The 24,317-nt window shown below is 59.0% G+C and carries 20 protein-coding genes and 1 pseudogene; 10 read left to right on the forward strand and 11 right to left on the reverse strand.

From position 1 onward, the window contains the following. Positions 1–210: 210 nt before the first annotated feature. The 3 genes and pseudogenes from NH395_RS14900 to NH395_RS14905 form a co-directional block, all read left to right on the forward strand. Complete coding sequence (locus NH395_RS14900; RefSeq protein ID WP_253025970.1) at positions 211–1,890, forward strand: methyl-accepting chemotaxis protein; 1,680 nt, start codon at positions 211–213, stop codon at positions 1,888–1,890. Positions 1,891–2,109: 219 nt separating this feature from the next. Further along, positions 2,110–2,331 (forward strand): LysR family transcriptional regulator, encoded by a 222-nt coding sequence (locus NH395_RS18505; protein ID WP_366066020.1) that lies wholly within the window; start codon positions 2,110–2,112, stop codon positions 2,329–2,331. Then, positions 2,265–2,663: pseudogene (locus tag NH395_RS14905) on the forward strand (LysR substrate-binding domain-containing protein); the annotation flags it as partial. The gene NH395_RS18505 and the pseudogene NH395_RS14905, both read left to right, overlap by 67 nt. Here the strand turns inward: NH395_RS14905 and betC are convergent. From betC to NH395_RS14930, 5 genes are all read right to left on the reverse strand, one after another. Then, entirely contained in the window at positions 2,645–4,159 is a 1,515-nt protein-coding gene (gene betC / locus NH395_RS14910; protein WP_253025972.1) for a choline-sulfatase, read from the reverse strand. The pseudogene NH395_RS14905 and the gene betC overlap by 19 nt on opposite strands. A gap of 356 nt (positions 4,160–4,515) precedes the next feature. Beyond that, positions 4,516–5,850, reverse strand: coding sequence for an NAD-dependent dihydropyrimidine dehydrogenase subunit PreA (gene preA / locus NH395_RS14915; RefSeq protein ID WP_253025973.1), 1,335 nt, complete (start codon positions 5,848–5,850; stop codon positions 4,516–4,518). After that, on the reverse strand, positions 5,847–7,226 hold the full coding sequence (locus NH395_RS14920) for an NAD(P)-dependent oxidoreductase (RefSeq protein ID WP_253025974.1): 1,380 nt from the start codon (positions 7,224–7,226) through the stop codon (positions 5,847–5,849). The genes preA and NH395_RS14920 overlap by 4 nt, the downstream gene beginning before the upstream one ends. 58 nt (positions 7,227–7,284) lie before the next feature. Continuing rightward, complete coding sequence (gene hydA / locus NH395_RS14925; protein ID WP_253025975.1) at positions 7,285–8,724, reverse strand: dihydropyrimidinase; 1,440 nt, start codon at positions 8,722–8,724, stop codon at positions 7,285–7,287. 31 nt (positions 8,725–8,755) lie between these two features. Then, positions 8,756–9,622: a nitrilase-related carbon-nitrogen hydrolase gene (locus NH395_RS14930; protein WP_253025976.1), complete on the reverse strand. Its 867-nt coding sequence runs from the start codon at positions 9,620–9,622 to the stop codon at positions 8,756–8,758. Between the two features lie 541 nt (positions 9,623–10,163). Between NH395_RS14930 and NH395_RS14935 the strand changes: the two genes are divergently transcribed. Beyond that, complete coding sequence (locus NH395_RS14935) at positions 10,164–11,684, forward strand: NCS1 family nucleobase:cation symporter-1 (protein WP_253025977.1); 1,521 nt, start codon at positions 10,164–10,166, stop codon at positions 11,682–11,684. 43 nt (positions 11,685–11,727) lie between these two features. Here the strand turns inward: NH395_RS14935 and NH395_RS14940 are convergent, their stop codons facing one another. Further along, entirely contained in the window at positions 11,728–12,651 is a 924-nt protein-coding gene (locus NH395_RS14940; protein WP_253025978.1) for a LysR family transcriptional regulator, read from the reverse strand. A gap of 160 nt (positions 12,652–12,811) precedes the next feature. Here NH395_RS14940 and NH395_RS14945 point away from each other — a divergent pair, with 160 nt between their 5' ends. Then, positions 12,812–15,532: an EAL domain-containing protein gene (locus NH395_RS14945; RefSeq protein ID WP_253025979.1), complete on the forward strand. Its 2,721-nt coding sequence runs from the start codon at positions 12,812–12,814 to the stop codon at positions 15,530–15,532. On the opposite strand, the gene NH395_RS14950 is transcribed toward NH395_RS14945, so the two are convergent. The 5 genes from NH395_RS14950 to NH395_RS14970 are packed head-to-tail and all read right to left on the reverse strand — an operon-like array spanning position 15,494 to position 20,226. Then, positions 15,494–16,516, reverse strand: a complete 1,023-nt coding sequence (locus NH395_RS14950; protein WP_253025980.1) for a CobW family GTP-binding protein — start codon at positions 16,514–16,516, stop codon at positions 15,494–15,496. The genes NH395_RS14945 and NH395_RS14950 overlap by 39 nt on opposite strands. 2 nt (positions 16,517–16,518) lie before the next feature. Continuing rightward, the gene (gene moaA, locus NH395_RS14955; protein ID WP_253025982.1) at positions 16,519–17,511 is read right to left on the reverse strand and encodes a GTP 3',8-cyclase MoaA; all 993 of its coding nucleotides are present in this window, start codon (positions 17,509–17,511) and stop codon (positions 16,519–16,521) included. Beyond that, positions 17,508–18,755, reverse strand: coding sequence for a gephyrin-like molybdotransferase Glp (gene glp / locus NH395_RS14960; protein ID WP_253025984.1), 1,248 nt, complete (start codon positions 18,753–18,755; stop codon positions 17,508–17,510). Before glp ends, moaA begins: the two co-directional genes overlap by 4 nt. Continuing rightward, complete coding sequence (gene mobA, locus NH395_RS14965) at positions 18,752–19,369, reverse strand: molybdenum cofactor guanylyltransferase MobA (protein ID WP_253025985.1); 618 nt, start codon at positions 19,367–19,369, stop codon at positions 18,752–18,754. Before mobA ends, glp begins: the two co-directional genes overlap by 4 nt. After that, complete coding sequence (locus NH395_RS14970) at positions 19,366–20,226, reverse strand: formate dehydrogenase accessory sulfurtransferase FdhD (RefSeq protein WP_253025987.1); 861 nt, start codon at positions 20,224–20,226, stop codon at positions 19,366–19,368. Before NH395_RS14970 ends, mobA begins: the two co-directional genes overlap by 4 nt. A gap of 109 nt (positions 20,227–20,335) precedes the next feature. Between NH395_RS14970 and NH395_RS14975 the strand changes: the two genes are divergently transcribed. The 5 genes from NH395_RS14975 to NH395_RS14995 all read left to right on the forward strand — a co-directional run bounded on the left by NH395_RS14975 (position 20,336) and on the right by NH395_RS14995 (position 24,310). Continuing rightward, positions 20,336–20,776, forward strand: coding sequence for a DUF3305 domain-containing protein (locus NH395_RS14975; RefSeq protein WP_253025989.1), 441 nt, complete (start codon positions 20,336–20,338; stop codon positions 20,774–20,776). Then, the gene (locus tag NH395_RS14980) at positions 20,773–21,390 is read left to right on the forward strand and encodes a DUF3306 domain-containing protein (protein ID WP_253025991.1); all 618 of its coding nucleotides are present in this window, start codon (positions 20,773–20,775) and stop codon (positions 21,388–21,390) included. Before NH395_RS14975 ends, NH395_RS14980 begins: the two co-directional genes overlap by 4 nt. A 248-nt stretch (positions 21,391–21,638) precedes the next feature. Then, on the forward strand, positions 21,639–23,393 hold the full coding sequence (locus NH395_RS14985; protein WP_253025993.1) for a 4Fe-4S binding protein: 1,755 nt from the start codon (positions 21,639–21,641) through the stop codon (positions 23,391–23,393). Between the two features lie 3 nt (positions 23,394–23,396). Next, complete coding sequence (locus tag NH395_RS14990) at positions 23,397–24,011, forward strand: molecular chaperone TorD family protein (protein WP_253025995.1); 615 nt, start codon at positions 23,397–23,399, stop codon at positions 24,009–24,011. 98 nt (positions 24,012–24,109) lie between these two features. Then, entirely contained in the window at positions 24,110–24,310 is a 201-nt protein-coding gene (locus NH395_RS14995) for a twin-arginine translocation signal domain-containing protein (RefSeq protein WP_186253931.1), read from the forward strand. Positions 24,311–24,317 lie beyond the last annotated feature (7 nt).

Consider the following 24,317-nt stretch of genomic DNA (forward strand, 5'->3'; position numbering starts at 1 on the left):
TTCCTTCTTTTTTTAGCTAATTCATATTTATCAGCACATTAGCTATAAATATCGTTAAGTAATACTAAAGTAGGTGTTTTACAGGTCGATAACGTTGCTCGCTAACACAAGTTTGGCAATGTTAATGAATCTAGAGTCGCTGGTCAGTCTCCAGCTAGATTGTATTAATAGCCATTAACTAATATATCCAGCCTGGAGAAATACGGCACCATGAACCGCCTACTTAGCAATGTTTCCGTCAAAATGGGATTAACCCTCGTTCTCGCCATTTTTTCATTATTAATTATCATTATCGCATTCCTTGGCCATCGGGGAGGCGAAGAGGGCAGTTCTTCACTTAGAGAAGTTGACCGTGCGGCAGACCAAATGCGTTCGGTCAACCGAGGTCAGCTAGCGATTGCGAACGCTCAACTTTTTTACGTTAATAGTTATGTCGCATCTTATGAGGGGGATACACGCGCAGCGCGTGATTACCTGACTGAAGCACAGGAAATGCGGCAGGAAGCTCAGGACTACTTTTCGCAATTTGAGGAAATTGCTATTGAGACGCCTCTTGTGGAAAATTTGATGACCAGTTTCCAGAGATTGATAGAACAGGGAGTAAGGCCCCAGGAAGTGGCCTTGGAAGAAGGTGAAGAGGGGGCGTTTCGTAGCGCAAGAGAGTCTGCCAGTGACTTAAACCAGCAGTTTATTGAGGCGAGCACTGCTTACAACGATTATATGGCAGAGCAAAATGGGCTGATGATTGCTGACTATGAAAGCGATATGCAGTTGATTGGCTATATTGATATCGCCGTATTGATATTGGCTGCCTTAATGGTTTTATTTGTGCGCATCGCCATGGTGGGCTCAATTGTAAAACCATTAAACGAAGCCGTCGCGCACTTTGAGCTTATTGCTCAAAACGACTTGTCGGGCAAGGTAAGAGACCGTGGCCGCAACGAGATCGGCAAACTGTTTAGCGCCATGCAGCATATGCAGAGCAATCTGGTTAAAACCGTTTCTGAGGTACGCGACAGCAGTGGCTCCATTCACATCGGGGCGCGGGAAATTGCTTCCGGCAATGCGGATCTCTCGTCACGCACCGAGCAGCAGGCAGCATCGCTGCAAGAGACAGCCGCGAGCATGGAACAGCTGACGACGACGGTGAAACAGAACGCCGACAATGCCCGACACGCGACCCAACTGGCGCCAGATGCCTCCTCTACAGCAAGCAACGGCGGCGAGGTGGTAGAGCGAGTCATTACCACCATGCATGGGATTTCAGATAGCTCGCAGAAAGTGTCGGATATTATCAGCGTTATCGACTCCATCGCCTTCCAAACCAATATCCTGGCGTTGAATGCTTCGGTAGAGGCCGCCCGGGCGGGCGAACAGGGGCGTGGTTTTGCGGTCGTGGCGAGCGAAGTGCGTAACCTCGCGAGCCGCAGTGCCGACGCCGCCAAGGAGATCAAGGCATTGATCGAGGCGTCATCAAACCAGGTGAAGGAAGGCTCCGTCCTGGTGGAAAGCGCTGGGGAAACCATGCGTGAGGTGGTGTCGTCGGTACGTCGCGTGACCGATATCATGGATGAAATATCGGCGGCCTCCCAGGAGCAGAGTTCGGGTATTGAGCAGGTCAACCAGGCGGTCGCCCAGATGGACGAGGTCACCCAGCAGAATGCTGCCCTGGTGCAGGAAGCATCGTCAGCAGCAAGCTCACTGGAAGAACAGGCGGCACGGCTTGAAAGCGTGGTATCCGTCTTCCGTTTAGCGGAAGGCGAAAGTCGCACCCAGTACGCCCCAATAGCCTCGCCCCAAACGCAGCCGGCGCTTTTGCGGCCCGCCACCCAAGGGGGAAAAAAGGCGAAAGCAGCGGTAACCGCTGATCAAGAGTGGGAAGAATTTTAAGGATCAAGCCCGCAGGTTGTCTGATGAGTTCTTGGTTTAAGGCGCCTCGCGCTGGATAACGAGTCAGCGCTTACAAAACGCACCGCCCTCACTTAGTGGGGGCGGTGGCCTTTCATCGGGCGTTAATCAGCGGAAGCCCGCGGACGTAAAGTCGCGGCCATGCGCGTGCCGTCTGTTAAAGTGCCTGCATAAGGCCCATCAATGCTAAACGCTGGGCCTATGATTGAAGCTGAAAACGCGGAGGCCTCGCTGGTGTGCTACCCACCCCCTTCCACGAAGTCGTTAATTGCGTTCGAGGTCACGGCGCACCTGGGTTCGATGACGGCGGCTGCCGACGAGGCGCGCGCGACCCAGCCGACGATCTCGCGGCGGGTTCCGGGTTTACCCACCTGTGTTTGTTACCGTTATTGCCAGCGCTCAAACAGGCGTTTCCGACGTTGACTTTCAAGCTGGTGACGGTTGATCGTGCCGACGACCCCGAACTGCAAGCGGCGGATGTGGCTATCCGTTTTGGCCCTTATATACCCCAGGAAGAGGGAGTGTTGCTAGCGAAAGAAGCGGTGTTCCCGGTATGGAGTCCTGACTACGCGAAGGCGCAGGGTTTGAAGGGCACACTGACGACAGCACAGCTTTCCCGTCTGGCGCTATTGCACCAGGATATCAAAGATCCCCGCTGGCTCGATTGGGCACAGTGGTTTCAGCATGCGGGGATGGGCTTGCCGACTCCGCTCAGGCGAGGTGAACCGCCGTGGTCTCATTCGCCACGGGGATAGCGCTGGGCTTCTTCGACTTCGTTCAGATCCATGTGGTTACGCATGTAACGCTCGGAAGCGTCCTGCAGCGGCTGATAGTCCCACGGATAGTAGTGGCCATTGCGCAGGGCCTCGTAGACGATCAGGCGCTGTGCCTGGGAGGCGCGCACATCGGCATCGAAGGCTTTCAAATCCCAGCGCTTGTGCACCTTGGCTTGATAGTCGGCCAGTATCTCGGCGTAGTCGGGATGTGCTGCCAGGTTGTGCTGTTCCAGCGGGTCGGCCTCCAGGTCGAATAGCTGCGGCGGATCGATCTCGCAATAGTTGAATTTCCACTTGCCCTCGCGGATGGTCACGATGGGCGAATAGCTGGCCTCGGCGGCGTATTCCATGTACACCGGCGCGTCGCGCTTCTCGCCTCGGGTCAAGGGAAGCAGCGACTGGCCATCGGTATAGGGGGCGATAGAGGACAGATCGATGCCGACCAGGTCGGCGATGGTGGTGTTGATATCGATGATCGATACCGGGTCCTCGACATTGCGCGGTTCGATCCCCGGTGCAGACAGCATCAGCGGTACCCGAGACGAGCCTTCATAGGGGCTCATCTTGAACCACAGGCCCTTTTCGCCAAGCATATCGCCGTGGTCGGCGCAGACCACGATAATCGTGTTGTCGAGCATACGGGTGCGCTCGAGCACGTCGAGAACGCCGCCAATCTTGTCGTCGACATAGGAAATGTTTGCGAAATAGCCCTGGCGAGCATTGCGCACGTCCTGGGGCTGGATATTGAACTTGGTGTAATCGTTGGCCTCGAAAATCCGCTGGGAATGCGGATCCAGCTCATCGAAAGGGACGGGCCCTTGCTGCGGCTCAAGATACTCGCAGTCATTATATAAATCCCAGTATTGGCGACGCGCCACATACGGATCGTGGGGGTGGGTAAAGCTGACGCACAGCGCCCAAGGACGCTCGTCGTGACCGCGCGACAGGTCGTACAGCTTCTGCTCGGCGTGGAACGCGACTTCGTCGTCGTATTCCATCTGATTGGAAATTTCAGCAACGCCAGCCCCTGTCACCGACCCCAGGTTGTGGTACCACCAGTCGATACGCTCACCCGGCCTGGTGTAGTTAGGTGTCCAGCCGAAATCAGCCGGGTAGACATCGGTGGTCAGGCGTTTCTCGAAGCCATGAAGCTGGTCGGGACCGACGAAGTGCATCTTCCCCGACAAGCAGGTGGAATACCCGGCGCGGCGCAAATGGTGCGCCCAGGTCGGCACGCTTGAGGGAAACTCCGCCGCGTTGTCGTATACCCCGGTGCGGCTCGGCAACTGGCTCGACATGAAGGCGGCACGCCCAGGTGCACACAGATAGCTTGGCGTATAGGCATTGTTGAAGTTGACCGAGCGCTTGGCCAGTTTCTTGAGGTTGGGCGCATGCAAAAAGTCGGCGGGCCCATCCTTAAAGAGTGTGCCGTTGAGCTGGTCGGCCATTAGTACCAATACATTGGGTTTTGTCATATGGGAGTCTCCCTGGCGAGTATTGTTGGCGTTCGAAGCGGCGTATAAGCGCAACTTCTATCCCCGTACAATGACGTGCCCGAAGGCGGTAAACCAACGATTTATTCGCCCCCTGAGCCCTAACTCACATAGGTCTCCGCAGAACCGACGGTGTAGTGATCGTCTCTGTTACTGTCATTAATGTTTCAAGGCGTACTGAATTGATCAGTCAAGCGAGGAGGCTCACGCTCATCGACGTTCGGGGATTGGGCAGTTCAATCAGGCCGAGGCCCACGAGGCCCATATGGATGAGGTGACACAGCAAAACGCCCCCGCACCCACAGAGTGAGGGCGGTGGCATTTTATAGGGCGTTACATCAAGAGGCCGCACGGAAGGGGTTGCGCGGGTCATCATCCCAGGCCAGGAAGGGCTTGCCGGTTTCCTGCGGGACCATGGTGATGCAGTTTTCCACCGGGCAGGTGATCTGGCACAGGTTGCAGCCCACGCACTCTTCCTCGATCACCTCATAGCGCCGCGAACCGTCCTGCTCGGTCAGCTTGGCAATCGATTGGTGGGAGGTATCCTCGCAGGCGATATAGCAGCGGCCGCACTCGATACACAGATCCTGGTCGATCTTGGCGATGGTCTTGAAGTTGATATCCAGATGCTTCCAGTCGGTGGTCTGGGGTATCGCCTTGCGCGAAAAGGCTTCAATGGAGTCGTAGCCTTTTTCCGCCATCCAGCGGGAAAGCCCGTCTTTCATCTCCTCCACAATCCGGAAGCCGTTGAGCATCGCCGCGGTACACACTTGCACACTGCCCGCCCCCAGGGCGATAAACTCCGCCGCATCCCGCCAGGTGGCAATGCCGCCGATGCCGGAAATCGGCAGTGTGGGCGTCGCCGGGTCCCGGGCGATTTCCGCGACCATATTCATCGCGATGGGTTTCACGGCGCTGCCGCAGTAGCCGCCGTGGGTGCTCTGGTGGCCGACGGTGGGTTTGGCGACCATGTTGTCCAGGTCGATGCTGGTGATAGAGTTGATGGTGTTGATCAGCGATACCGCGTCGGCGCCGCCGCGCAGCGCCGCCTGAGAGCCTGCACGGATATCGGTGATATTGGGCGTGAGTTTGACGATTACCGGTTTGGAGTAGTGCTTCTTGCACCAGTAGGTGACCTTCTCGATCAGGTCAGGGTTTTGGCCTACCGCCGCGCCCATGCCGCGCTCGGGCATGCCGTGGGGGCAGCCCAGGTTGAGCTCGATACCGTCCGCGCCGGTGGCTTCCACCAGGGGCAGAATATACGCCCAGGCCTCTTCGTTGCAGGGCACCATGATGGAGACGATCAGCGCGCGGTCGGGCCAATCTTTCTTCACCTGGGTGATTTCTTTCAGGTTGATCTCAAGCGAACGGTCGGTAATCAGCTCGATATTGTTAAAGCCGATCACCTCTCGATTTTTGCCGTAGTGGGCCGAGTAGCGCGAGGAGACGTTCACCGCAGGCGGCTCCTCACCGAGGGTTTTCCACACCACGCCGCCCCAGCCCGCCTCATAGGCGCGCACCACGTTGTAGGCCTTGTCGGTGGGTGGGGCGGAGGCGAGCCAGAACGGATTCGGGGCCTTGATGCCGGCAAAATTAACCGATAGATCAACGCCGTTGACCACGCTGTCACTGCTGTTGTGTTTGCCTGGGGGGGTAAAGTTGAGGGTATTCATGCGGCCTCCTGCTTGGCGGTGAGCGCCTGATGAATAGCGTGCGCCGCCAGTTTGCCGTGCTGAACGGCTTGTACGGTAAGATCCTGACCGGGCTTCACGCAGTCGCCACCGGCGTAAACATTCGACAGTGAGGTGCGGAACATGTCATCGACGTGGATGCGTTCGCCGTCCCGGGCAAGCTCGGCGGCGGTGGCGCCGCTGAGACTTTCACCGTCAAAGCCCTGGCCAATCGCCTTGAAGATGGCGTCGGCTTCAATCTCGAAGGTCTCGCCGGTGGCGGTCAACTGCCCCGACTGTTCCCGGGTCTTGGCAAAGCGCATGCCAGCCACCCGGCCTTGGCTGTCCAGCAGAATGTCGTCGGGCTGCGCCCAGGTGATCATGCGCACGCCGTTGGCTTTGGCGATCTCTTGCTCATGATCGGTGGCGGACATCGCCTCGACGCCGCGGCGGTAGACCAGCGTTACCTCGCTGGCGCCTAGACGGGACATCTGGGTGGCCATGTCGATGGCGGTGTTGCCCGCACCGATCACGATGCAGCGCTTGGCCACGGCGAGGCTGCCCAGGTCATCGGTTTGACGCAGGGTCTTGATGTAATCCACGGCGGGCATCAGGCCGGGCGCATCGTCGCCGGTTAGCCCTAAAGCGCGGCTGGCACCCAGGCCTAAGCCAAGAAAGACGCTGTCGTACTGTTGATGCAGGGTGGCTAGTTCCAGGTTGTCGCCTAGTCGCTTCCCGTACTGGATATCGATGCCGCCGATTTCGAGCAGAAACTCGACTTCCTTCCGGGCGAAGTCGTCGGTCATCTTGTAGCGGGCGATGCCGTACTCGTTGAGCCCGCCGGGCTTTTGTTCGGCTTCAAAAATGGTCACCTGGTGGCCGAGCATCGCCAGTCGATGGGCGCAGGAGAGCCCTGCTGGCCCGGCGCCCACCACGGCGATATGCCTGCCAGTAGTGGCCGCCCGCTTGAACGGGTGGCTATCGAACTGCATGTGGTCGGTGGCGTGGCGCTGCAGCAAGCCGATCAGCACCGGCTGGCACTCGGCGTCGTGGTTGCGCACGCAGCTGCGCTCGCAGAGGATTTCGGTGGGGCACACCCGGGCGCAGCTGCCACCCAGGATGTTGGCTTCCAGAATGGTCTCGGCCGCGCCGTTGATGTTGTTTTCGCTGATCTGGCGAATAAAGCTGGGGATATCGATTTCCGACGGGCAGGCCTCCACGCAGGGCGCATCAAAGCAGTAAAGACAGCGCTGGCTTTCGATCATCGCCTGTCGGTGCGTCAGCGGTGGGTGAAGATCGCTAAAGTTGCTTGCCAGCGTAGATGGGTCGTAAGTGCCGACCTCTTTGGCGCTGGGTAGATGGTTCAGTTGGCTAGTCACGGTAGAGCCTCCGCTGTTGTTATGGGCACAGCTGTTGGTCTTGGTCGTTCTTTATGGGTCAGCGCTTGACCGCCGTCGGCGCATTCAGCTCGGCGCGCTTGGCCAGCAGCTCGAACATGCCGGGGTAGGCGGGGCGCTCTAGGTAACGGCCTGCGCCGCGCTCGGCGCGCAGCTCACCGTCGCGCCACACCCATTTGCCCTGGCTGATGGTATGGCGGGGGATGCCGCGCACCGTTTTGCCTTCGAAGATGTTGAAGTCGACGTTCTGGTGGTGGGTCTTGGCGGAGATCGTGCGCGTGCCGTTGGGGTCCCATACCACGATATCGGCGTCCGCGCCCACCTGAATGGCGCCCTTGCGGGGGTAGAGGTTGAAGATCTTGGCGGTGTTGGTCGACGTCAGGGCGACGAATTCCTGGGGCGAAAGCTTGCCGGTGTTGACGCCTTCGTCCCACAGCACGGCCATGCGGTCTTCGACCCCGGCGGTGCCGTTGGGGATCTTGGTGAAATCGTCCTTGCCCGCGGCCTTCTGGTCGGCGCAGAAACAGCAGTGGTCGGTGGCGGTGGTCTGCAGGTTGCCGGACTGCAGGCCGTGCCAAAGCGCTTCCTGGTGGCCCTTGGGGCGGAAGGGCGGGCTCATCACATGCGCCGCGGCACGGCCCCAGTCGGTATCCTGGTAGACGCTGTCGTCGATCATGAGATGACCGGCCAGGCATTCGCCGTAAACCTGGTGCCCCTGGTCGCGGGCGTAGGCAATTTCGTCTACCGCGTCCTTGGTGGAAACGTGCACCAGATAAATCGGTGCGCCCAGGGTGCTGGCGATACGAATGGCGCGGCTGGCCGCCTCGCCTTCCACCTGGGGCGGGCGCGAAAGCGGGTGGGCTTCCGGTCCGGTGATGCCCTGGGCGAGCAGTTTCTGCTGCATGTGATAGACCAGCTCGCCGTTTTCGGCATGCACCGTCGGCACCGCGCCCAGTTCCAGGCAGCGCGAGAAGCTCTCCACCAGAATATCGTCGGTGGCCATGATGGCGCCCTTGTAGGCCATGAAGTGCTTGAAGCTGTTGACCCCGTGCTCCTGCACCAGGGTGCCCATTTCCTCGCGCACGCTATCGTCCCACCAGGTGATCGCCACATGGAAGGCAAAGTCGGTGGCGGCTTTTTCGGCCCAGCCCTGCCAGGTTTCGAAAGCCTCCAGCAGCGATTGCCCTGGCTGAGGAATCACAAAATCGATGATGGACGTGGTGCCGCCCGCCAGCGCGGCCGCGGTGCCGGTGTAGAAGTCTTCGCTGGCCACGGTGCCCATGAACGGCAGCTGCATATGGGTATGCGGGTCGATGCCGCCGGGCATCACCAACTGGTCGCTGGCATCGACCACCTCGCAATCAGCGGGAACGTCTAGATGGGTGCCGATGGCGTGGATTTTACCGTCGACGCAGAGCACGTCGGCGCGGTAGGTATCGGTATTGGTGACGACGGTGCCGCCCTTGATCAATAGGCTCATTGTTCGCTCCTTGGCTTATCAGGTGGCCTGGCTACTCGCCGTCGGTCAGACGGGTGTAGGTTTCCGGGCGGCGGTCGCGGAAGAACTGCCAGTTGTTGCGTACCTCGCGCACCATGTCCAAATCGATCTCGTGGACCAGCAGTTCATCCTCGGTTTCGCTGGCCTGGGCCTCGATCTTGCCGCGCGGGTTAACGATATAGCTGGAGCCGTAGAAATTGCCGATATTCCACGGTGCCTCGGTACCCACGCGGTTGATGGCGGCGATAAAGCAGCCGTTGGCGGCGGCCGAGGCGGGCTGCTCCAGCTCCCACAGGTATTGGGAGAGCCCGGCGACGGTGGCGGAAGGGTTGAAAATCACCTCGGCGCCGTTGAGTGCCAGCGCCCGCCAGCCCTCGGGGAAGTGGCGGTCATAGCAGATATACACGCCGATTTTGCCAAAGGCGGTATCGAACACCGGCCAGTTGGATTGGCCCGGCTTGAAGAAAAACTTCTCCCAAAAGCCCGCGATCTGGGGGATATGCGTTTTGTGGTACTTGCCCAGGTAGCTGCCGTCGGCATCGAACACCGCGGCGGTGTTGTAGTACACGCCGGTCTCGGTTTCCTCAAAGACGGGGACGATGATGACCATGCGGTGCTTGGCGGCGAGTTTCTGCATCATCTGGCAGGTGGGGCCCTCCGGCACCTGCTCGGCGGCGGCATACCACTTGCCGTCCTGGCTGGGGCAAAAGTAGGGCTGATTGAACACTTCCTGGAAGCAGAGCACCTGCACGCCCTGTTCTGCCGCTTTCTCGATCATCGGCAGGTGGGCTTCGTTCATGGCGTCGCGGATGGCCGCGGGTTCCAGGTCGGTGCTGGTTTTCAGGCCCATTTGAATCAGGCCGATTTTCATCTTCTGCATCAGACAATCCCTCTTAATAGCGTTAGGCCAAAATATTGGTGTTATTTGATGTTCTGTTTTAAGCGGGTGGTTCGCAAAGCTGACCATTGAGACAGCTTTTAAGAAAGTATCGTCAGGTTGTGCGTTTTAGCAAGTCAGTCGGTGGTTTTTTTAAGATGGATTTTAACTCATTGAGTTAAATTGATTTTTTTATTTTAGCATTGAGGAAGCCCTAATCTGGTGAAGGTGCGCACTGTTTTGGATTTTTAAATTAACTATTTTAAATCAGTGATTTGTATTTTTATTATGGAAATAAATTCAGTTTTTCATGTTTAAAATTGGTGCAAATATTTTTTTTGATCTAGCCTTTTTGAGTCCGCCGGGTATTCGGTGACTCAGAAGTCGGAAAGATGACGAAAACAATAAAATTCTTGTCCTTGAAGACAGTTTTTTGATCAATAAGTTAAGTGACTAGGGCGACTTAGTCGGCACGCTTATTGCTTGAAATAACCTCAGACCGTGAGGGTTTTCTGGGAAGCAGGATGACACTGAGGAGAGACCAATGACGAAAACAACCTCTCAAATGGTAGATCGAGACGGGCTGATTGAGCTGGACGTGGGGGACGACGTTCGTTCCAGTTCGCGTTTCAATGAGGACATTGCACCCACGCAAGCAAGCGAGCGAACCTGGTCAAAATGGAATATCGCCGCGCTTTGGGTGGGAATGGCGATTTGCGTACCCACCTATACGCTGGGGGGCGTGTTAACGGCCTACTTCGGCTTGAGCGTTGGCGAGGCGCTGTTCGCGATATTACTCGCCAATGTGATTGTCTTGATTCCGCTGACGCTCAACGCCTTTCCGGGGACGAAATTCGGGATTCCTTTCCCCGTAGTCCTGCGCTCCTCGTTCGGCATCTTTGGCTCCAACGTACCGTGTCTGGTGCGCGCCCTGGTCGGATGCGGGTGGTTTGGTATCCAGACCATGTTTGGCGGGTTGGCCATTCATCTTTTGCTCTCGGAACTGATGCCGGCCTGGGCGGCGCTGGGGGGCGTCGGTGAGGTCATCGGTTTCTTCGTGTTTGGCGCGATGAACCTGTACGTAGTGATTCGCGGTGCGGAATCGATCAAATGGCTGGAAACGCTGGCTGCGCCTTTGCTGCTGGCGGTGGGTATCGGTTTGATGGTGTGGGCCTGGCCGCACACCTCGATGACCGAGCTGCTGGCGCAGCCGCCATCGCGTCCTGAAGGGGCGTCGGTGTATGGCTACTTCTTTGCCGGGTTAACTGCCATGGTGGGCTTCTGGGCCACGCTGTCGCTGAATATTCCTGACTTCAGTCGCTTTGCCAAAAGCCAGAAAGACCAGATTGCCGGGCAGGTGATCGGCCTGCCGCTGACGATGTTTTTCTTTGCCTCGCTGGGTGTGGTGATGACCGCTGCCTCTGAGTCGCTGGTAGGGCAAACGATTGCCGATCCGGTCAATCTGATTGGCATGATCGATAGCCCGTTTTGGGTCGTATTGGCGATGTTGTTGATTATCGTCGCAACCCTATCGACGAATACGGCGGCGAACATTGTTTCACCCACCAATGATTTCCAGAATATTGCGCCCAAATTGATCAACCAGACTCGAGGCGTTCTTCTAACTGGCGCGGTGGGTGTGCTGCTGATGGGTTACGACCTGCTACAAAAAGCGGGCATCATTCCCCCGGGGGTATCGCTTGAACAGATGTACTCCAACTGGCTGCTGGGGTATTCCAGCCTGCTGGGCCCGATCGCCGGTATCATGGCCGTGGATTACTTCCTGATTAAAAAGCAGCGTCTGGATGTGCCCAGCCTGTATATGGACAGCCATGCGTATCCGGCTGTCAATATTGCCGGTTTTATCGCCTTTGGCGTGCCCGTGGCGCTGACACTGATTTCGCTGACCACCGGCACGATGTACTGGTTCTATGACTACGGCTGGTTTACCGGCTCGGCGCTTGGCGCGATCGTTTACTATGTCGCCAGTCAGGTGCTTTCCTCCGCACCGTCGGTGGGGCCGTCGCCGGTGGCGGACAAGGAGCCTGCCGAGCAACTCCCCTAGTCGCGCGACACGCACTTTACCAAGATGCCTCACCAACACCCGGCTAGATGCCGGGTGTTGGCGTTTGTGGCGTATCGATGAAGTTTAAAAAGGCGTCAACGACACGGTTGGGGCGGCGGTCGCGGCGGGCAATGAGCACAAAGGGGATACGGTAGTGCTGGCTTGTGCTGTTCAGGGCGCGCATTTTGCCTGCCGAGACCCATTGATCCGCGACGTGCTCGGGAAGAAAACCAATAAATCGTCCGGTGAGAATCAAAAATGCCGCGCCCTCACGGTCAGACGCGGAGGCGCGCAGGTTGAGGGCATCGTGGGCCTGGCGTGCCTCAGCGGGCAGTGGATAGCGGGGCGATATGGCGGGATGGTACGCAAGCTCGGCCAGCGTGAGGCGATCGCTGGCCTTATCGAACAACGGGTGCCCCACCGAGCAGTACAGGAAGGAAGGTTCATCGTAGAGATGCTGAGTATCCAGGCTGGTGGGCAGGTTGACCGCGGGCACGACCCCGACATGCAGGTGGCCATCCATCACGCTGCGAATCACCGCATCCGAGGGCTCCATGTGTATGTTCAGCGTGACATCGTGCTCCGGGGCGCTGAGTTTGGCCAACGCATGGGTGACATTCATGGCGGGTAGCGTCACCAGATTGTCGGTAATGCCGATATTCAGCTCGCCCCTGATGGTGTGATGCAGCGCGTTGACATCACTTTTGAAGGTTTCCAGCGCGGAAATCAGCGTCAGGCCTGCCTGATAAATCTCCTTGCCTTCTTCGGTCAGGCTGAACCCGCCACGTCCTCGCTGACACAGCGAAAAGCCCAGCCGCCCTTCCAGGTCGTTCATATGCTGGCTGATTGCTGACCGGCTGATGCCCAGCGTGGTCTCGGCCGCCGTAAAGCCACCGCACTCCACCACCGTTTGAAAAACACGAATCAGGCGAATCTCATAGTCGCTCATTTGACCAAGCGCGGGCATATCAAGCTCTCATGGCGGGTAATCAGTTGATTTAATGATAGAGGAATCGAAAAAGGCCGATGTACTTTTCAAAAATAGTTCTTCAATATCATCGACGTTTGAGCTTATGTTAGGACGGTTCTGTTTGTTTAGTGCCACTTTATGACAAGGCGCCCGCGCAATGCCACAACCTGTTACCCCGTTATCGGCCGATTTGGCGAAGAAGTATCGCCAGCAGCGCCGTGGTGCTTTAACGCTTTACGGGGTGGCGCTGTTGCTGCTCCTGAGTATCTTTGTGTGGGTACTCTACGAACAGTATCGACAGGAAATTCAAGCTCTTGAAACGCGCAACGCGGCCCGTGCCGATGTCGTGACCGAGTGGGCGAAAGGCGTTTTCGCGCAGAGCGGCCAAGCGCTGTTGAGTATTGCCGAACTTGTGCAGGTGCAGGGCATTCCGCCGCAGGACGCGCCTTCGTCTATTCAGCAGGTACTACGTAACCGAACGCGTTCCGTCGATTGGATTGATGATATCGGCATTATCGATGCCAACGGCATTGTCCAAGCCAGCGCGCTGCGAGCCAACCTGGTGGGGCTTGATCTCAGCGGCAGCGCGTTTTTTAAAGCCTTTCGTGATCAGGATGATCGCACCAAAATGGTGACGCCGCTCTACTCGGCATCGGATGATGAACAGTATTACCTCTATCAAGCGCGGCGCTTGACCCGTGACAACGGCGAGTTTGGCGGCATTGCGGTGGCGCGTATATCGCCCCTTGTCTTTGAGCGTGCTCTGAAAAGGCTGGGCTTATCCAGTGGTGAGAGTATTGCGCTGGTGGATAGCGAGCTAAAGCTGATTGCCCGTTTACCCCCCCTTGAGGAACCCATCACCGCCGGGTGGCAGGTGGAAAGCCCCGAGACACGCATGATGCTTGAGCGCGGGGCTGATACATGGTCGCTGCGTTTGACCTCCCCGCTGGACCAGCGCGAACGCCTGTTTCAGATGCAGTGGATAGAAGAGTTGCCGCTGCTCGTGGTCGTAGGCGAAGACGTCCAGCTTCAGTTGGCCAACTGGCGACAGCGTGCCGGTATACTGGCAGGCGTAATGCTGCTGATTGCGCTGCTGGGCGCCTGGGGCGTGCGTCACTACCTTAACCGGCTGCGCTTTGAACATCGGTTACACCAAAGTGAAGCGGAACTGCGCATCTCCGCCACGGCCTTCCAGACCCATCTGGGCATGTTGATCGCCGATGCAAACGGCCATGTTTTGAAAGTCAACAACACCTTTACGCGGATTACCGGCTATAGCGAAGACGAGCTGGTGGGTAAAAGCACGCGGATATTGAACTCTGGCCGCCATGATAGTGCTTTCTACCGCAAATTATGGCAACGGGTTCAGGTGGCCGGGAGTTGGGAAGGAGAAATCTGGAGTCGGCGCAAGAATGGCGATGTATTTCCCGAATGGCTGACCATTAGCGCCGTTTACGACCCGCAAGGCGCGCTGACCCATTACGTGGCCACCATGAGCGACATTAGCGAGAGTAAAGCGGCAGAGCAGGAAATTCACCAACTGGCGTTTTACGACCCGTTGACCGGGCTTGCCAATCGGCGTCTGTTCATGGATCGCATGGAAGCGGCGTTAAAGGACGTGAATCGTCATGCTCGCTGGGGGGCCTTGCTGTTTATCGATATCGATAACTTCAAGCAAATCAACGATACCCTGGGCCACTACGTTGGTGATCAACTGCTGCAGCATCTCGCCCGTTTAATGGGGCAAATGCTGCGTGAAACGGACACCCTGGCGCGGCTGGGGAGCGATGAATTCGCTGTGCTGATCGAAGGCATGAGTAAAAGCCGGGAGCATACTGCTGAACTTGCCGAAAATATCGCACAGAAACTTCAAGACTTGATTCGGCTGCCGGTGATGATCCGGGGCGAGAGCCTTAACGTCACGGCAAGTATCGGGATTACGGTGGTAAACGACCACGCCAGCTCAGTCGATGATTACTTGCAGCAGGCGGACATGGCGCTTTTCCAGGCCAAAAGCAGTGGTCGCTGCGCCTTGAGCTTTTTTGACCCTACCATGCAAGCTGAGTTGCTGGCACGGGTTCGCCTGGAAAACGAACTGAGTCAAGCGTTGGCGAATGAGGAATGGCGGCTGCATTATCAGCCTCAAATTGACCAGGAGGGCCGCTGCATAGGGGTCGAAGGTCTGCTGCGTTGGCAGCATCCCGAACGCGGATTGGTCATGCCTGGCGAGTTCATTCCCCTGCTCGAATCGACCGAGCTGATCAACCCGGTAGGTGATTGGGTGCTGGAGGCGGCCTGTCAGCAATTGGCACAGTGGGCCCATCAGCCTGGGTTTGCCGAGTTGAGCGTGGCGGTCAACGTCAGCCCGCTGCAGTTCCGGCAGGTCGATTTCGTCAACAAGGTGGAGTCGATATTGCAGCGCACGGGCGCGCCCAGTCACAGACTGAAACTGGAAGTGACGGAGTCGCTCTTTGTCGAAGAGCGCGATGATGCCCGTGAGAAAATGCGGCAACTCAAGCAGCAGGGCGTGCGTTTTTCGTTGGATGATTATGGCACCGGTTACTCATCGCTGGCCTATTTGGCGCACCTGCCTCTGGATCAGCTAAAAATCGATCAATCCTTTGTCCAACAGGTGATCGACAGCAAGGCGAATGCCGCCATCGTGGAGAGCACCATTGCGCTGGCACAAAGCCTGTCGCTGGAGATCGTGGCCGAAGGCGTCGAGAGCGACGCCCAGCAGGCGTGGCTTTCGGCCCATGGCTGCCAAACTTACCAAGGCTTCCTGTTCGGGCAGCCCATGCCCCTGGACGTCCTTGAGGCGTGGCTGAGGCATGAGTCCTTAGCTTTTCAAGGTGTCGGCGAGCGCCGCTTTGAGTGATTCAGCGCTGGGCATATGAGGAGAGGATGATTCGGGGGCAATGATTTCCAGGCGTGAGTCCTGACGCCAGGTGGATGGCGTGACGCTTAGCGTGCCATCTGCGCGGTTGAGCTGTCGCCAGCCATCATGGGTGTGGAAGACGCCCTTGATCCGCATGTCCCGGGAAAGCTCGCCGAAATAGGCGGCCAGGCGGTCCAGGTCAAAGCAGTCACTCGGGTGCCAGCGCAAGCCGATACTTGTGTAACCCAGCGATGCACCGGTTTCACATTGTGGCGTGCCAGGAGCGGGCGGGAAGTCGAAAAAGCCGCCTTCGAGGCTGGGAGTGGCGGACAGTGGTTGGTGAGCCGCAGGCGTTTCAAGCGCGTCGCGTTGAGCGCTGCCGCTTTCCAGCAGGCGTGCCAGTGGCAGCCGGCCATGATCGACCTCATGGACCCACTTGCGCGGTGGCCAACGTTCGGCAACGAAGGCGTGGGCCGCACTGAGCTGCTCGGCGGTGCTTTGGTCGCGCATGGTTAGGGCAATGGCGTCGGCAATCTCGAGCTGGTCGCGGAAGGTTTCGTGGGCGACCACGCGCGGTTCATCCATGCGACGCGGGTCCAGCGTCGTCACAATATCGCGTACGTCGACGACACCCTGAAATGCCTCGCTGCGCAGCAGATCCACCAAACCTGCCGGATGGCCAAGCCCTGAGGGCTCGATGATCACCCGGTCGGGTTGGCTGCGAGCCAGTAGGTTGACCAGAGCCGCCTGCATCACGAACGCTAGCTGGCAGCATAGACAGCCACCCGGCAAGCCTTTGACCACCACATCGTCACGTGTTTCGAACATTGCCTGGTCAATGCCGATCTGACCAAACTCGTTGACCAGGATCGCCCACTTTTCATCCACAGGCTTCTGCTCGATCAGGTTGTGGATAAGCGTTGTTTTGCCGCTGCCCAGAAAGCCGGTGATGATATGCACCGGCACATTGGTTAACCCTGACACCGTTAGCCGCCGGTCATGTTCATGAAGCGCACCACCTGAACATCGCCATCGGTGGTGAAGTGATGGCGCTCGGGCTTGAGCGGCAAGGCATTGATGATGGCGTTCTTGAGCGCCTGCATATCACCCGGGTGACGACGCAATACCGCACGCAGATCCACCGAATGCTCGTTGCCCAGGCACAGCAGCAGGCGTCCTTCGACGGTGACGCGTACGCGGTTGCAGGTATCGCAGAAATTATGGCTGTGCGGCGAGATAAAGCCGATACGGCTGTTGCTGTCGGCCATGCGGAAATAGCGTGACGGGCCGGGCGTGGTTTCCGGGGTGGCGATCAGCGGATAGCGGGTTTCGATCAGCGCCTGGACATCGTCGCTCGAGTAGAAGGTTTCCGCACGGGAGTGGTCGGAGACGTCGCCCAGCGGCATTTCCTCGATAAAGCTGATATCCAGCCCTTCGCGGCGGGCAAAGTCGACCAGATCCAGCACTTCATCTTCATTGCGGCCCTTGAGAATAACCGCGTTGAGCTTGATGCGCTCGAAGCCTGCTTCCTTGGCAGCGTGGATACCATCGATCACCTTGTCCAGGTCGCCGGTGCGGGTGAGCTGCTTGAAACGTTCCGGGTCAAGCGAGTCCAGGCTGATGTTGAGACGCCGCATGCCACCGGCGTAGAGCTGCTTGGCGTGCTTGCGCAGGCTGGCGCCGTTGGTGGTCATGGTGAAGTCGTTGAGGCCCGGCATCGTGCCGATCTCATCCACCAATTGGGTGATATCACGGCGTACCAGGGGTTCGCCGCCGGTGAGGCGGATTTTCTCGACGCCGAGCTCGGTAAAGGCGCGGGCGACCATGGCCAACTCTTCCAGCGTCAGTACCTGCGCGCGGGGCAGAAAGGTCATCTCCTCGCTCATGCAGTAAACGCAGCGGAAGTCGCAGCGGTCGGTTACCGATATACGCACATAGTTGATGCGGCGGCCAAAGTTGTCGATCAGTTGCTCGGTCATAGCCAGTCCGTTAGTGGTTGTATGCTGACGACCTCACCTGGTTGCGCGCCGTCCTGGTCATCGGCTAACTCTATCAAACAGTTAGCGGCCACCATTGAGGTTAAAATGCCCGACCCCTGGGCACCGGTGCTGCGAACGTGTAGCCGTCCGTCTTTATCATTATGGTAGACGCCACGGAGAAAGTCTGTCCGTTGAAAGCGACTTTTCAGTGTGTCGTCGGCAACCGCCTGGAGTCGGCGCGGTGGCGTCACCGGCCGACCGTGGAGCCGCTGCAGCAACGGCACCACGAACTGCAGGTAGGTTACCATGACGGCCACGGGATTGCCGGGCAGGCCGACGAAAGGCGTACGCGCCGCGCCCAGCCAGCCGCAGGCCATGGGGCGCCCCGGGCGCAGGGCCACCCGCCAGAACGCCAGCCGCCCAAGGTGCTCGAGGGCATCACGGGTAAAATCGGCATGGCCCACCGAAACGCCGCCACTGGAAATCACCAGGTCACTTTTCGCCGCGGCGTCTGCCAGGGTTTCCGTCAGCGCGGTAAAGTCGTCCGGCAAGATGCCAAGGTCAATGACCTCAGCGCCCTGTTCGATGAGCAGCCCCGTCAGGGTAAAGCGGTTGGCGTCATAAATACCGTCGCCGGGCAGCGGGTCGCCAGGGGCCGTGACTTCGTTGCCGGTCGAGAAAATCGCCACCCTGGGGCGCTGATAAACAGGTACTCGTGCCCACCCCAGAGAGGCGGCCAGCCCGAGGGCCGCGGCGTCTAAACGCGTGCCAGCGGGCAGCGCGACGTCGCCGATCGTGATGTCCTCTCCCGCCTGGCGCACGTTCTGGCCACGTTTGACACGCTCGGGCGCTTCAATGACCACGCTGTCGTGATGCTCGACCAGCTGCTCACGCATGATGACCGTATCGGTGCCGGGCGGCAGCGGCGCGCCGGTCGTAATGCGCACACACTGCCCGGCAGCGACGTTGCCCGCAAACGCCTGCCCGGCAAAGGCATCGCCTGCCAGTGCCCAGTGGGTTTGAGCGCTGTTTTCCCAGGCCAGTGCCACACCGTCCATCGCCGCATTGGTATTCTGCGGTACGTTGATCGTGGCGGTAATGTCTTCCGCAAGGCGCCGACCATGGGCATTCGCGAGGGCGACGCACTCACTGCCCAGGGGCCGTTCGATCAGGGTGGCGAGCGCTGTTCGCGCCTCGCTCACACTGAGCATCTGCTCGCCGAGCTCGAAACAGGACAGCGTCATGTGGCGGCCTTTTTCGCGCTGGCGTCATTGCCAAGCGCTGTTTCCAGGCGGATTTTCTCTTCTTCGGTGTTGAGGTTGGCAAAGGCGTCCGGGCAGTCAGACATATCGACCCTACACCAGGCATGGCGGGCATACCAACGGTCGATCTTGCGTTCCCCATCGGCCAGTGTTGTTGCCAGATCCTCCGCCAGGGAGGTGCGAATCAAGGCCACCACGGGGTGCAGACGTTCACCGTCAAAGGCAACGCCGATATCATGCTCGCCGATGCCCGCCACCATGCGTGCCACCAGGTCGTTGGGCAGCGCCGGGGAGTCGCAGGGCGCCACCAGCAGCCAGGGCGTTTTCGCCGCCCGTAAGCCACTGTAGATACCCATCAGCGGCCCTTTGAAACCGCCTTCGGCGTCTTCAATGACACGGTCAGCGAACAACTCGTAGGCGTCGCTGTTGCGGTTGGCGTTGATCAGCAGTTCGGCTACCCGGCCATCGAAACGTTGAATGACGTGAGCAATCAGCGGCAGGCCAGAAAAGGGTTCGAGGCCTTTATCGCGGCCGCCCATGCGGCGGCCTTCACCGCCGGCGAGAATCATGCCGGTCAGTTGCTTGGTGGCAATCATTGGCGTGCCTCCTGTTTGGCTGCCCGGGCGCGGGGCGGGCGTGCGGGGATGGCATCCAGCGTGAGGCGGTGCTGGGCATTAATGGCTTGAAAGTGCTTGCCTTTGGCGCGGGCAATCAGCATCACGCCAAAGCGTTCCGCCAACTCGACGCCTTTTTGGGTCACACCGGAGCGGGAGACCAGCACGCTGATGCCCATCTGGGCGACCTTAAGCACCATTTCTGAGGTGAGTCGCCCCGTGGTATAGAAAATATCCGCATTGGCGCTGTCTGCCTGTTGCAGCCACTGGCGGCCTGCCAGCGTATCCACGGCGTTGTGGCGGCCGACATCTTCCACGAAATCCAGTACGTCGCTTTGCCAGCACAGCGCGCAGCCGTGCACCGCCCCGGCGCTACGGTAGGTTTCATTATAGGCATTGAGATTTTGCAGCAGCGCGTAGAGCGTGGACTGAGCCAGCCGCGTTTCAGGCAGCTCGGTGAGTGCCGTCTGATCGAGGAGCTTGCCGAATACCGTTCCCTGCCCGCAACCGGTGGTGACGGTGCGGGTGCTGAGGCGAGCCTCAAGGTCGTCAGGCAAGTGGCCGGTGACGACCACGGCGGCTTCAACCTCCCAGTCCACCTGAACGACGGAAAGATCAGACGCGGCGCGCAGCAGCCCCTGATTACGCAGATAGCCCACCACCAGCGCTTCCGGGTCGTCGCCAAGGGTCATCAGCGTGACAATCTCACGCTTGTTGAGATAAACGGTCAAGGCCCGCTCGGCGGCAATGGCCTGTCGGCGGGTATCACCAAATTCGTCTACCACGTCAATCTCGGTGGTGGCCGGTAAGCGGGCTCGGCTTAGCTCCAGGGCGGGCATCCGTGATCCTCATGGTGCATACAAGGTTTGAGTTGACGATGATGGCGCTCGAAAGGCTTACTTGTCTACCTGAACCTTTCGTTCCGAATAAAGCATAAGGGCCGCCGTAATGACCGATAACCTCCGCCCACTGAGTATTACGCTGGTCGCCGAGCACAAGCAGATCAACCGTTTCAGCCAGACACAATGGCGTATCGGTGAGCTGACGCTGGGTGAGCAGGGCCCGCACGTGCTGTTCTTGCAGCTGTTCATGACCGAGCGCGCTGCCTATCGCTTCAACCTGACGGCCGCCACGCCACGGCTGTTCGTGCGCGCCGGGTTTACCGGGCAGGCCCCCGAGCCTGCGGCGATTACGGCGAGTCAGGATGTCGCAGCCGGTTGGATGGATGGCGAGCAGCAGGTGCTGGAAGTGGCGATGCCGATGGCGATCCAGATATGGATCGAAAGCTATCTGGCCCGCCACGGCGAAGCGCCGATGGAAATCCGCAAGAAGAAAAACAAAGGGTCCGGGCGCGCCAAAGAAACGCCCACCAAGGAGAAACCGCAATGAGTCGTTTAGAGCGCTGGTCGCGTATCAAGCGGGGGCTCGAGCCGGACGAGCAACCATCCGTTGCAGATCCCGAGACGAAAGAGCGCAGTGAGCCACCGCTGCCGCCGGATGAAGCGGACCCGGCCAACGGGGATGGAGCGGCGGACAATCATGAGGCAGGCGCTACTGAAGCCAGCGAGCCCGTGCGGCCTGCTCCGCCCCCGCCCGGTAGCCTGGATGAAACCCTGCCCGACCCCGAGACGCTGGAAGCGGGCAGTGATTTCAGTAGCTACATGGTACCCGGCGTCAGTTCAGCGCTGCGGCGGCGGGCGTTAAAGCGCCTTTGGGCGACCGGTAACTACAATGTGCGCGATGGTCTGGATGACTACGATCTGGACTATCGCCAGCAGTTGAAACCCATGGCCTCGGAGCTGGCGGGCAAGTTGCGGCGGTGGGCCAAGAAAGCCGATGAATCCCTGGCCGACAATGCCAACGATACCCAGAGTGAGCAAGCATCAACAGACGGCGATTCGGAGCAGGTATCTTCCGCTGATAGCGATGCGCCCAATCCGCCTGGTTCTGAGAAGGAAGTGGCACAAGACGACCAGTCTGATAACTCTCATACGAAAGCATGAGTCGGCTTTTAATCCTTTTAAAACAAAGGCTTGATCTGATATCGGAACAACAGCGTTGAAAGTGCAAGGTGCGTTTTTCTTGGCATGAATGACCAAACCGCCATAAGCTGAGCCAATAAGCAGCGAAATGAAAAAATGATTTTATCGCTGTGTACTAATGTTATGCATTGGTGCAGCCGATATGACAAGATATCTAAAAAATATGATCCATCAATATAATAAAAATGATCCTCTGACCGTGAGAATGCATGAATCAAAGAATCCAGCTGGCGTCCCTGGACGACCAGCGTAACGCCGAAGCCAGAGAAGCGGTACGCCAACGCATCTCCTGGCCGGCGAATCTGACGCCCGCCAATGTGACCTATCACAGCCGTGGTCATGCGTTGGTGATTGGCTCGAGCGACGCCGCCGAGAAAGCCGCCCATGCCTTGAAGGGCAGCGGGCTCGCTTCGTTGACCCTGCTGACCCTAAAGGCCGCCGCCGACTCCGCTGAATCCAAAGATGCCGCTTCTGAGGACGTTCTGTCGTCTGACGCAGCGCCACAGGGGCATGCACAGCCGCTTGTCCGCTATGAAATGTCGCCAGGGCAGGCCGAGGTGTTAAGCATTTCAGGTTATCTTGGCGCTTTTGCTGTCCAGTTTGATAATGACGGCAGCCCGCTTAACCTGGCCCGGGCATTGATCGATCGCGATCACTTCGATCTGGTGCTGGACTTGAGTGCTCGCCCGGTACTGGCGCGCGAGCTGCCACCCCCGGGCTATGTCACCCTCGACTGGACGGATGCCGAACGACGTCGCGAGGCGCTGGACAGCGTCGGCGAGCTGATCGGGGAATTCGACAAGCCGCGCTATTTCCAGGTCAACAGCGACCTTTGCGCCCACTCCTCCAGTGGCAACACCGGCTGTACCCGCTGCCTGGATGTGTGCCCCGCCGATGCCATCAGCAGTCATCAGGGGCGCATCGAATCGCAGATCGAGATCGACCCCTATCTGTGTCAGGGCGTCGGCAGCTGCACCAGCGCCTGTCCCACCGGCGCGATCGAATTTCGCCTGCCCGATACACGCCGCCAGCAGGACACGCTCTCAAGCTGGCTGGCCGCCTACCGTGATGCGGGCGGCCAGGCGCCTGTGCTGCGCTTTATCACCCACGATTCCCAGGACGCCGAAAAAGCGGCGGGCATGGTACCCGCCGGGCACGTGCTGGATATTCCCCTGGAAGAACTCGGGGCGGCCGGTCACGACCAGTGGCTGACGGCCCTGGCCAGTGGCGCGGCGGAAGTGCGCATTCAGGCGCATCCCGACATGCCTGCCCGCCTCGGCGCCTTTTTGGATGATCAGGTGAACCAGGCGCAGACACTGCTGGCCGCCCTGGGGCACGACCCGGCCCGGGTGCAGTTGCTGGCCGTTGGCGATGCCCAGGCGCGCGATGCGTTGCCTACGCTGACCCCGTTGACCGACCAGCCGCTGACGCTGAACGAGCCCAATAAGCGCGCTCGCCTGAACATCGTGCTGGCGCGCCTGGGCGAACTTGGCGAGCCCAGCGGCCAGCGCCACGCCATGCCAGAGGGTGCCGCCTACGGTGGCATTCAGGTCGACAGTGATGCCTGCACGCTGTGTCACGCCTGCGTCAGCAGCTGCCCGACACCGGCGCTTTCCTCCGGGGGCAAGGTGCCTTCGCTGAACTTCCGCGAAGCGGATTGCGTGCAGTGCGGGCTTTGCGAACAGGCCTGCCCGGAAGATGCCATTACCCTGACACCCGGCTTTCTGGCCACGGCAGAGCGTGAGACCCGCCATGTGTGCCACGAGGAAGCGCCGTTTGAGTGTATCGGCTGCGGCAAACCCTTTGCCACGGCCAGCACGGTGGCCAACATCAAGGCCAAGCTGGCTGATCATCCCTATTTTGCAGGCGACGCCATGCTGCGCCTGGAGATGTGCGAAGACTGTCGGGTGAAAGACGTATGGAAAACCATGATTCGTGATCCCGACGCCCAGTTGAAGGTATAAGCCATGACGCAAGCTGCCCCGACATTAAGCGAAGCCGATGCGTTACGCGCGGATATCTACCGGCTTATCGCCGCGCTACTGCGCGAAGCGCCCACCGAAGAGCTGCTTGGCTGGCTGGCGTCGCTCGATATCGAGCAGGACGGCAGCCGCCTGGCCGAGTGCTGGCATGGGCTCAGTCAAGCGGCGAACAGCGCTGACGCCGCGGGCCTGAAGCGAGCGCACTTCGGTCATCTGGTCGGCGTGATTCAGGGCGATGTGGTGCCCTATGCCTCCTGGTACCGCAACGGCGAGCTCATGGAAGCGGCCCTGGTTGAACTGCGCCGAGATCTTGGTGCGCTGGGTTTCGAGCGCAACGAGCACATCCGCGACCCGGAAGATCACTTGGCCGCGCTATGCGAAGTGATGGCCATGCTGGTCGACATGACCAGCGCCGATCAAGCGCACTTTTTCATGCACCACCTTGCCCCCTGGGCAAGCGATTGTTTTGACGACTTGGGGCAAGTCGATACCGCTTTTTATGCAGCGCTCGGGCAGTTGGGCAGTGCTTTCATGACAAGCGAAGAGGACCGTCTGGCCATCGAGGCGAGCCATGCCCCAGTAACTATTATGGAACCTTGACGTGACGCGCTAATGCGTTGATTCGCCCACCGGTGAGCGCGCAGCAGCCATAGCATAAGATAAAACGGCCAAAGGCCATGGCAAGAGAGGAGAGCACCATGCAACAGTCACATAATCCTGAGCGCCGCCGGTTCATGAAAACCGTCGGTCTGGGAACAGCCGCTGCCGGCGCGGCCGCCGCGGTCGGGCACGTCACCCTGGCGCAAGCTGATAGCGCTCCCAGCGACGCTGAAAAACCAACAACCAATTATCGTGAGACCGATCACGTCCGTGCTTTTTACGCGTCCCTGCGTGACTGACGGCGGA

The sequence above is a fragment of the Halomonas sp. Mc5H-6 genome (assembly GCF_024124705.1).
GTDB classification, from domain to species: domain Bacteria; phylum Pseudomonadota; class Gammaproteobacteria; order Pseudomonadales; family Halomonadaceae; genus Vreelandella; species Vreelandella subterranea.

Bases quoted from the DNA above. Each gene is read 5' to 3' on its own strand.
- NH395_RS14990 (WP_253025995.1), top strand. From the start codon at position 23,397: ATGACGCAAGCTGCCCCGACATTAAGCGAAGCCGATGCGTTACGCGCG.
- NH395_RS14940 (WP_253025978.1), bottom strand. From the start codon at position 12,651: ATGCCCGCGCTTGGTCAAATGAGCGACTATGAGATTCGCCTGATTCGT.
- NH395_RS14945 (WP_253025979.1), top strand. From the start codon at position 12,812: ATGCCACAACCTGTTACCCCGTTATCGGCCGATTTGGCGAAGAAGTAT.
- NH395_RS14995 (WP_186253931.1), top strand. From the start codon at position 24,110: ATGCAACAGTCACATAATCCTGAGCGCCGCCGGTTCATGAAAACCGTC.
- moaA (WP_253025982.1), bottom strand. From the start codon at position 17,511: ATGACCGAGCAACTGATCGACAACTTTGGCCGCCGCATCAACTATGTG.
- NH395_RS14970 (WP_253025987.1), bottom strand. From the start codon at position 20,226: ATGCCCGCCCTGGAGCTAAGCCGAGCCCGCTTACCGGCCACCACCGAG.
- NH395_RS14930 (WP_253025976.1), bottom strand. From the start codon at position 9,622: ATGCAGAAGATGAAAATCGGCCTGATTCAAATGGGCCTGAAAACCAGC.
- NH395_RS14975 (WP_253025989.1), top strand. From the start codon at position 20,336: ATGACCGATAACCTCCGCCCACTGAGTATTACGCTGGTCGCCGAGCAC.
- glp (WP_253025984.1), bottom strand. From the start codon at position 18,755: ATGACGCTGTCCTGTTTCGAGCTCGGCGAGCAGATGCTCAGTGTGAGC.
- NH395_RS14900 (WP_253025970.1), top strand. From the start codon at position 211: ATGAACCGCCTACTTAGCAATGTTTCCGTCAAAATGGGATTAACCCTC.
- preA (WP_253025973.1), bottom strand. From the start codon at position 5,850: ATGAATACCCTCAACTTTACCCCCCCAGGCAAACACAACAGCAGTGAC.
- NH395_RS18505 (WP_366066020.1), top strand. From the start codon at position 2,110: ATGATTGAAGCTGAAAACGCGGAGGCCTCGCTGGTGTGCTACCCACCC.
- NH395_RS14980 (WP_253025991.1), top strand. From the start codon at position 20,773: ATGAGTCGTTTAGAGCGCTGGTCGCGTATCAAGCGGGGGCTCGAGCCG.
- hydA (WP_253025975.1), bottom strand. From the start codon at position 8,724: ATGAGCCTATTGATCAAGGGCGGCACCGTCGTCACCAATACCGATACC.
- NH395_RS14985 (WP_253025993.1), top strand. From the start codon at position 21,639: ATGAATCAAAGAATCCAGCTGGCGTCCCTGGACGACCAGCGTAACGCC.
- mobA (WP_253025985.1), bottom strand. From the start codon at position 19,369: ATGATTGCCACCAAGCAACTGACCGGCATGATTCTCGCCGGCGGTGAA.
- NH395_RS14935 (WP_253025977.1), top strand. From the start codon at position 10,164: ATGACGAAAACAACCTCTCAAATGGTAGATCGAGACGGGCTGATTGAG.
- betC (WP_253025972.1), bottom strand. From the start codon at position 4,159: ATGACAAAACCCAATGTATTGGTACTAATGGCCGACCAGCTCAACGGC.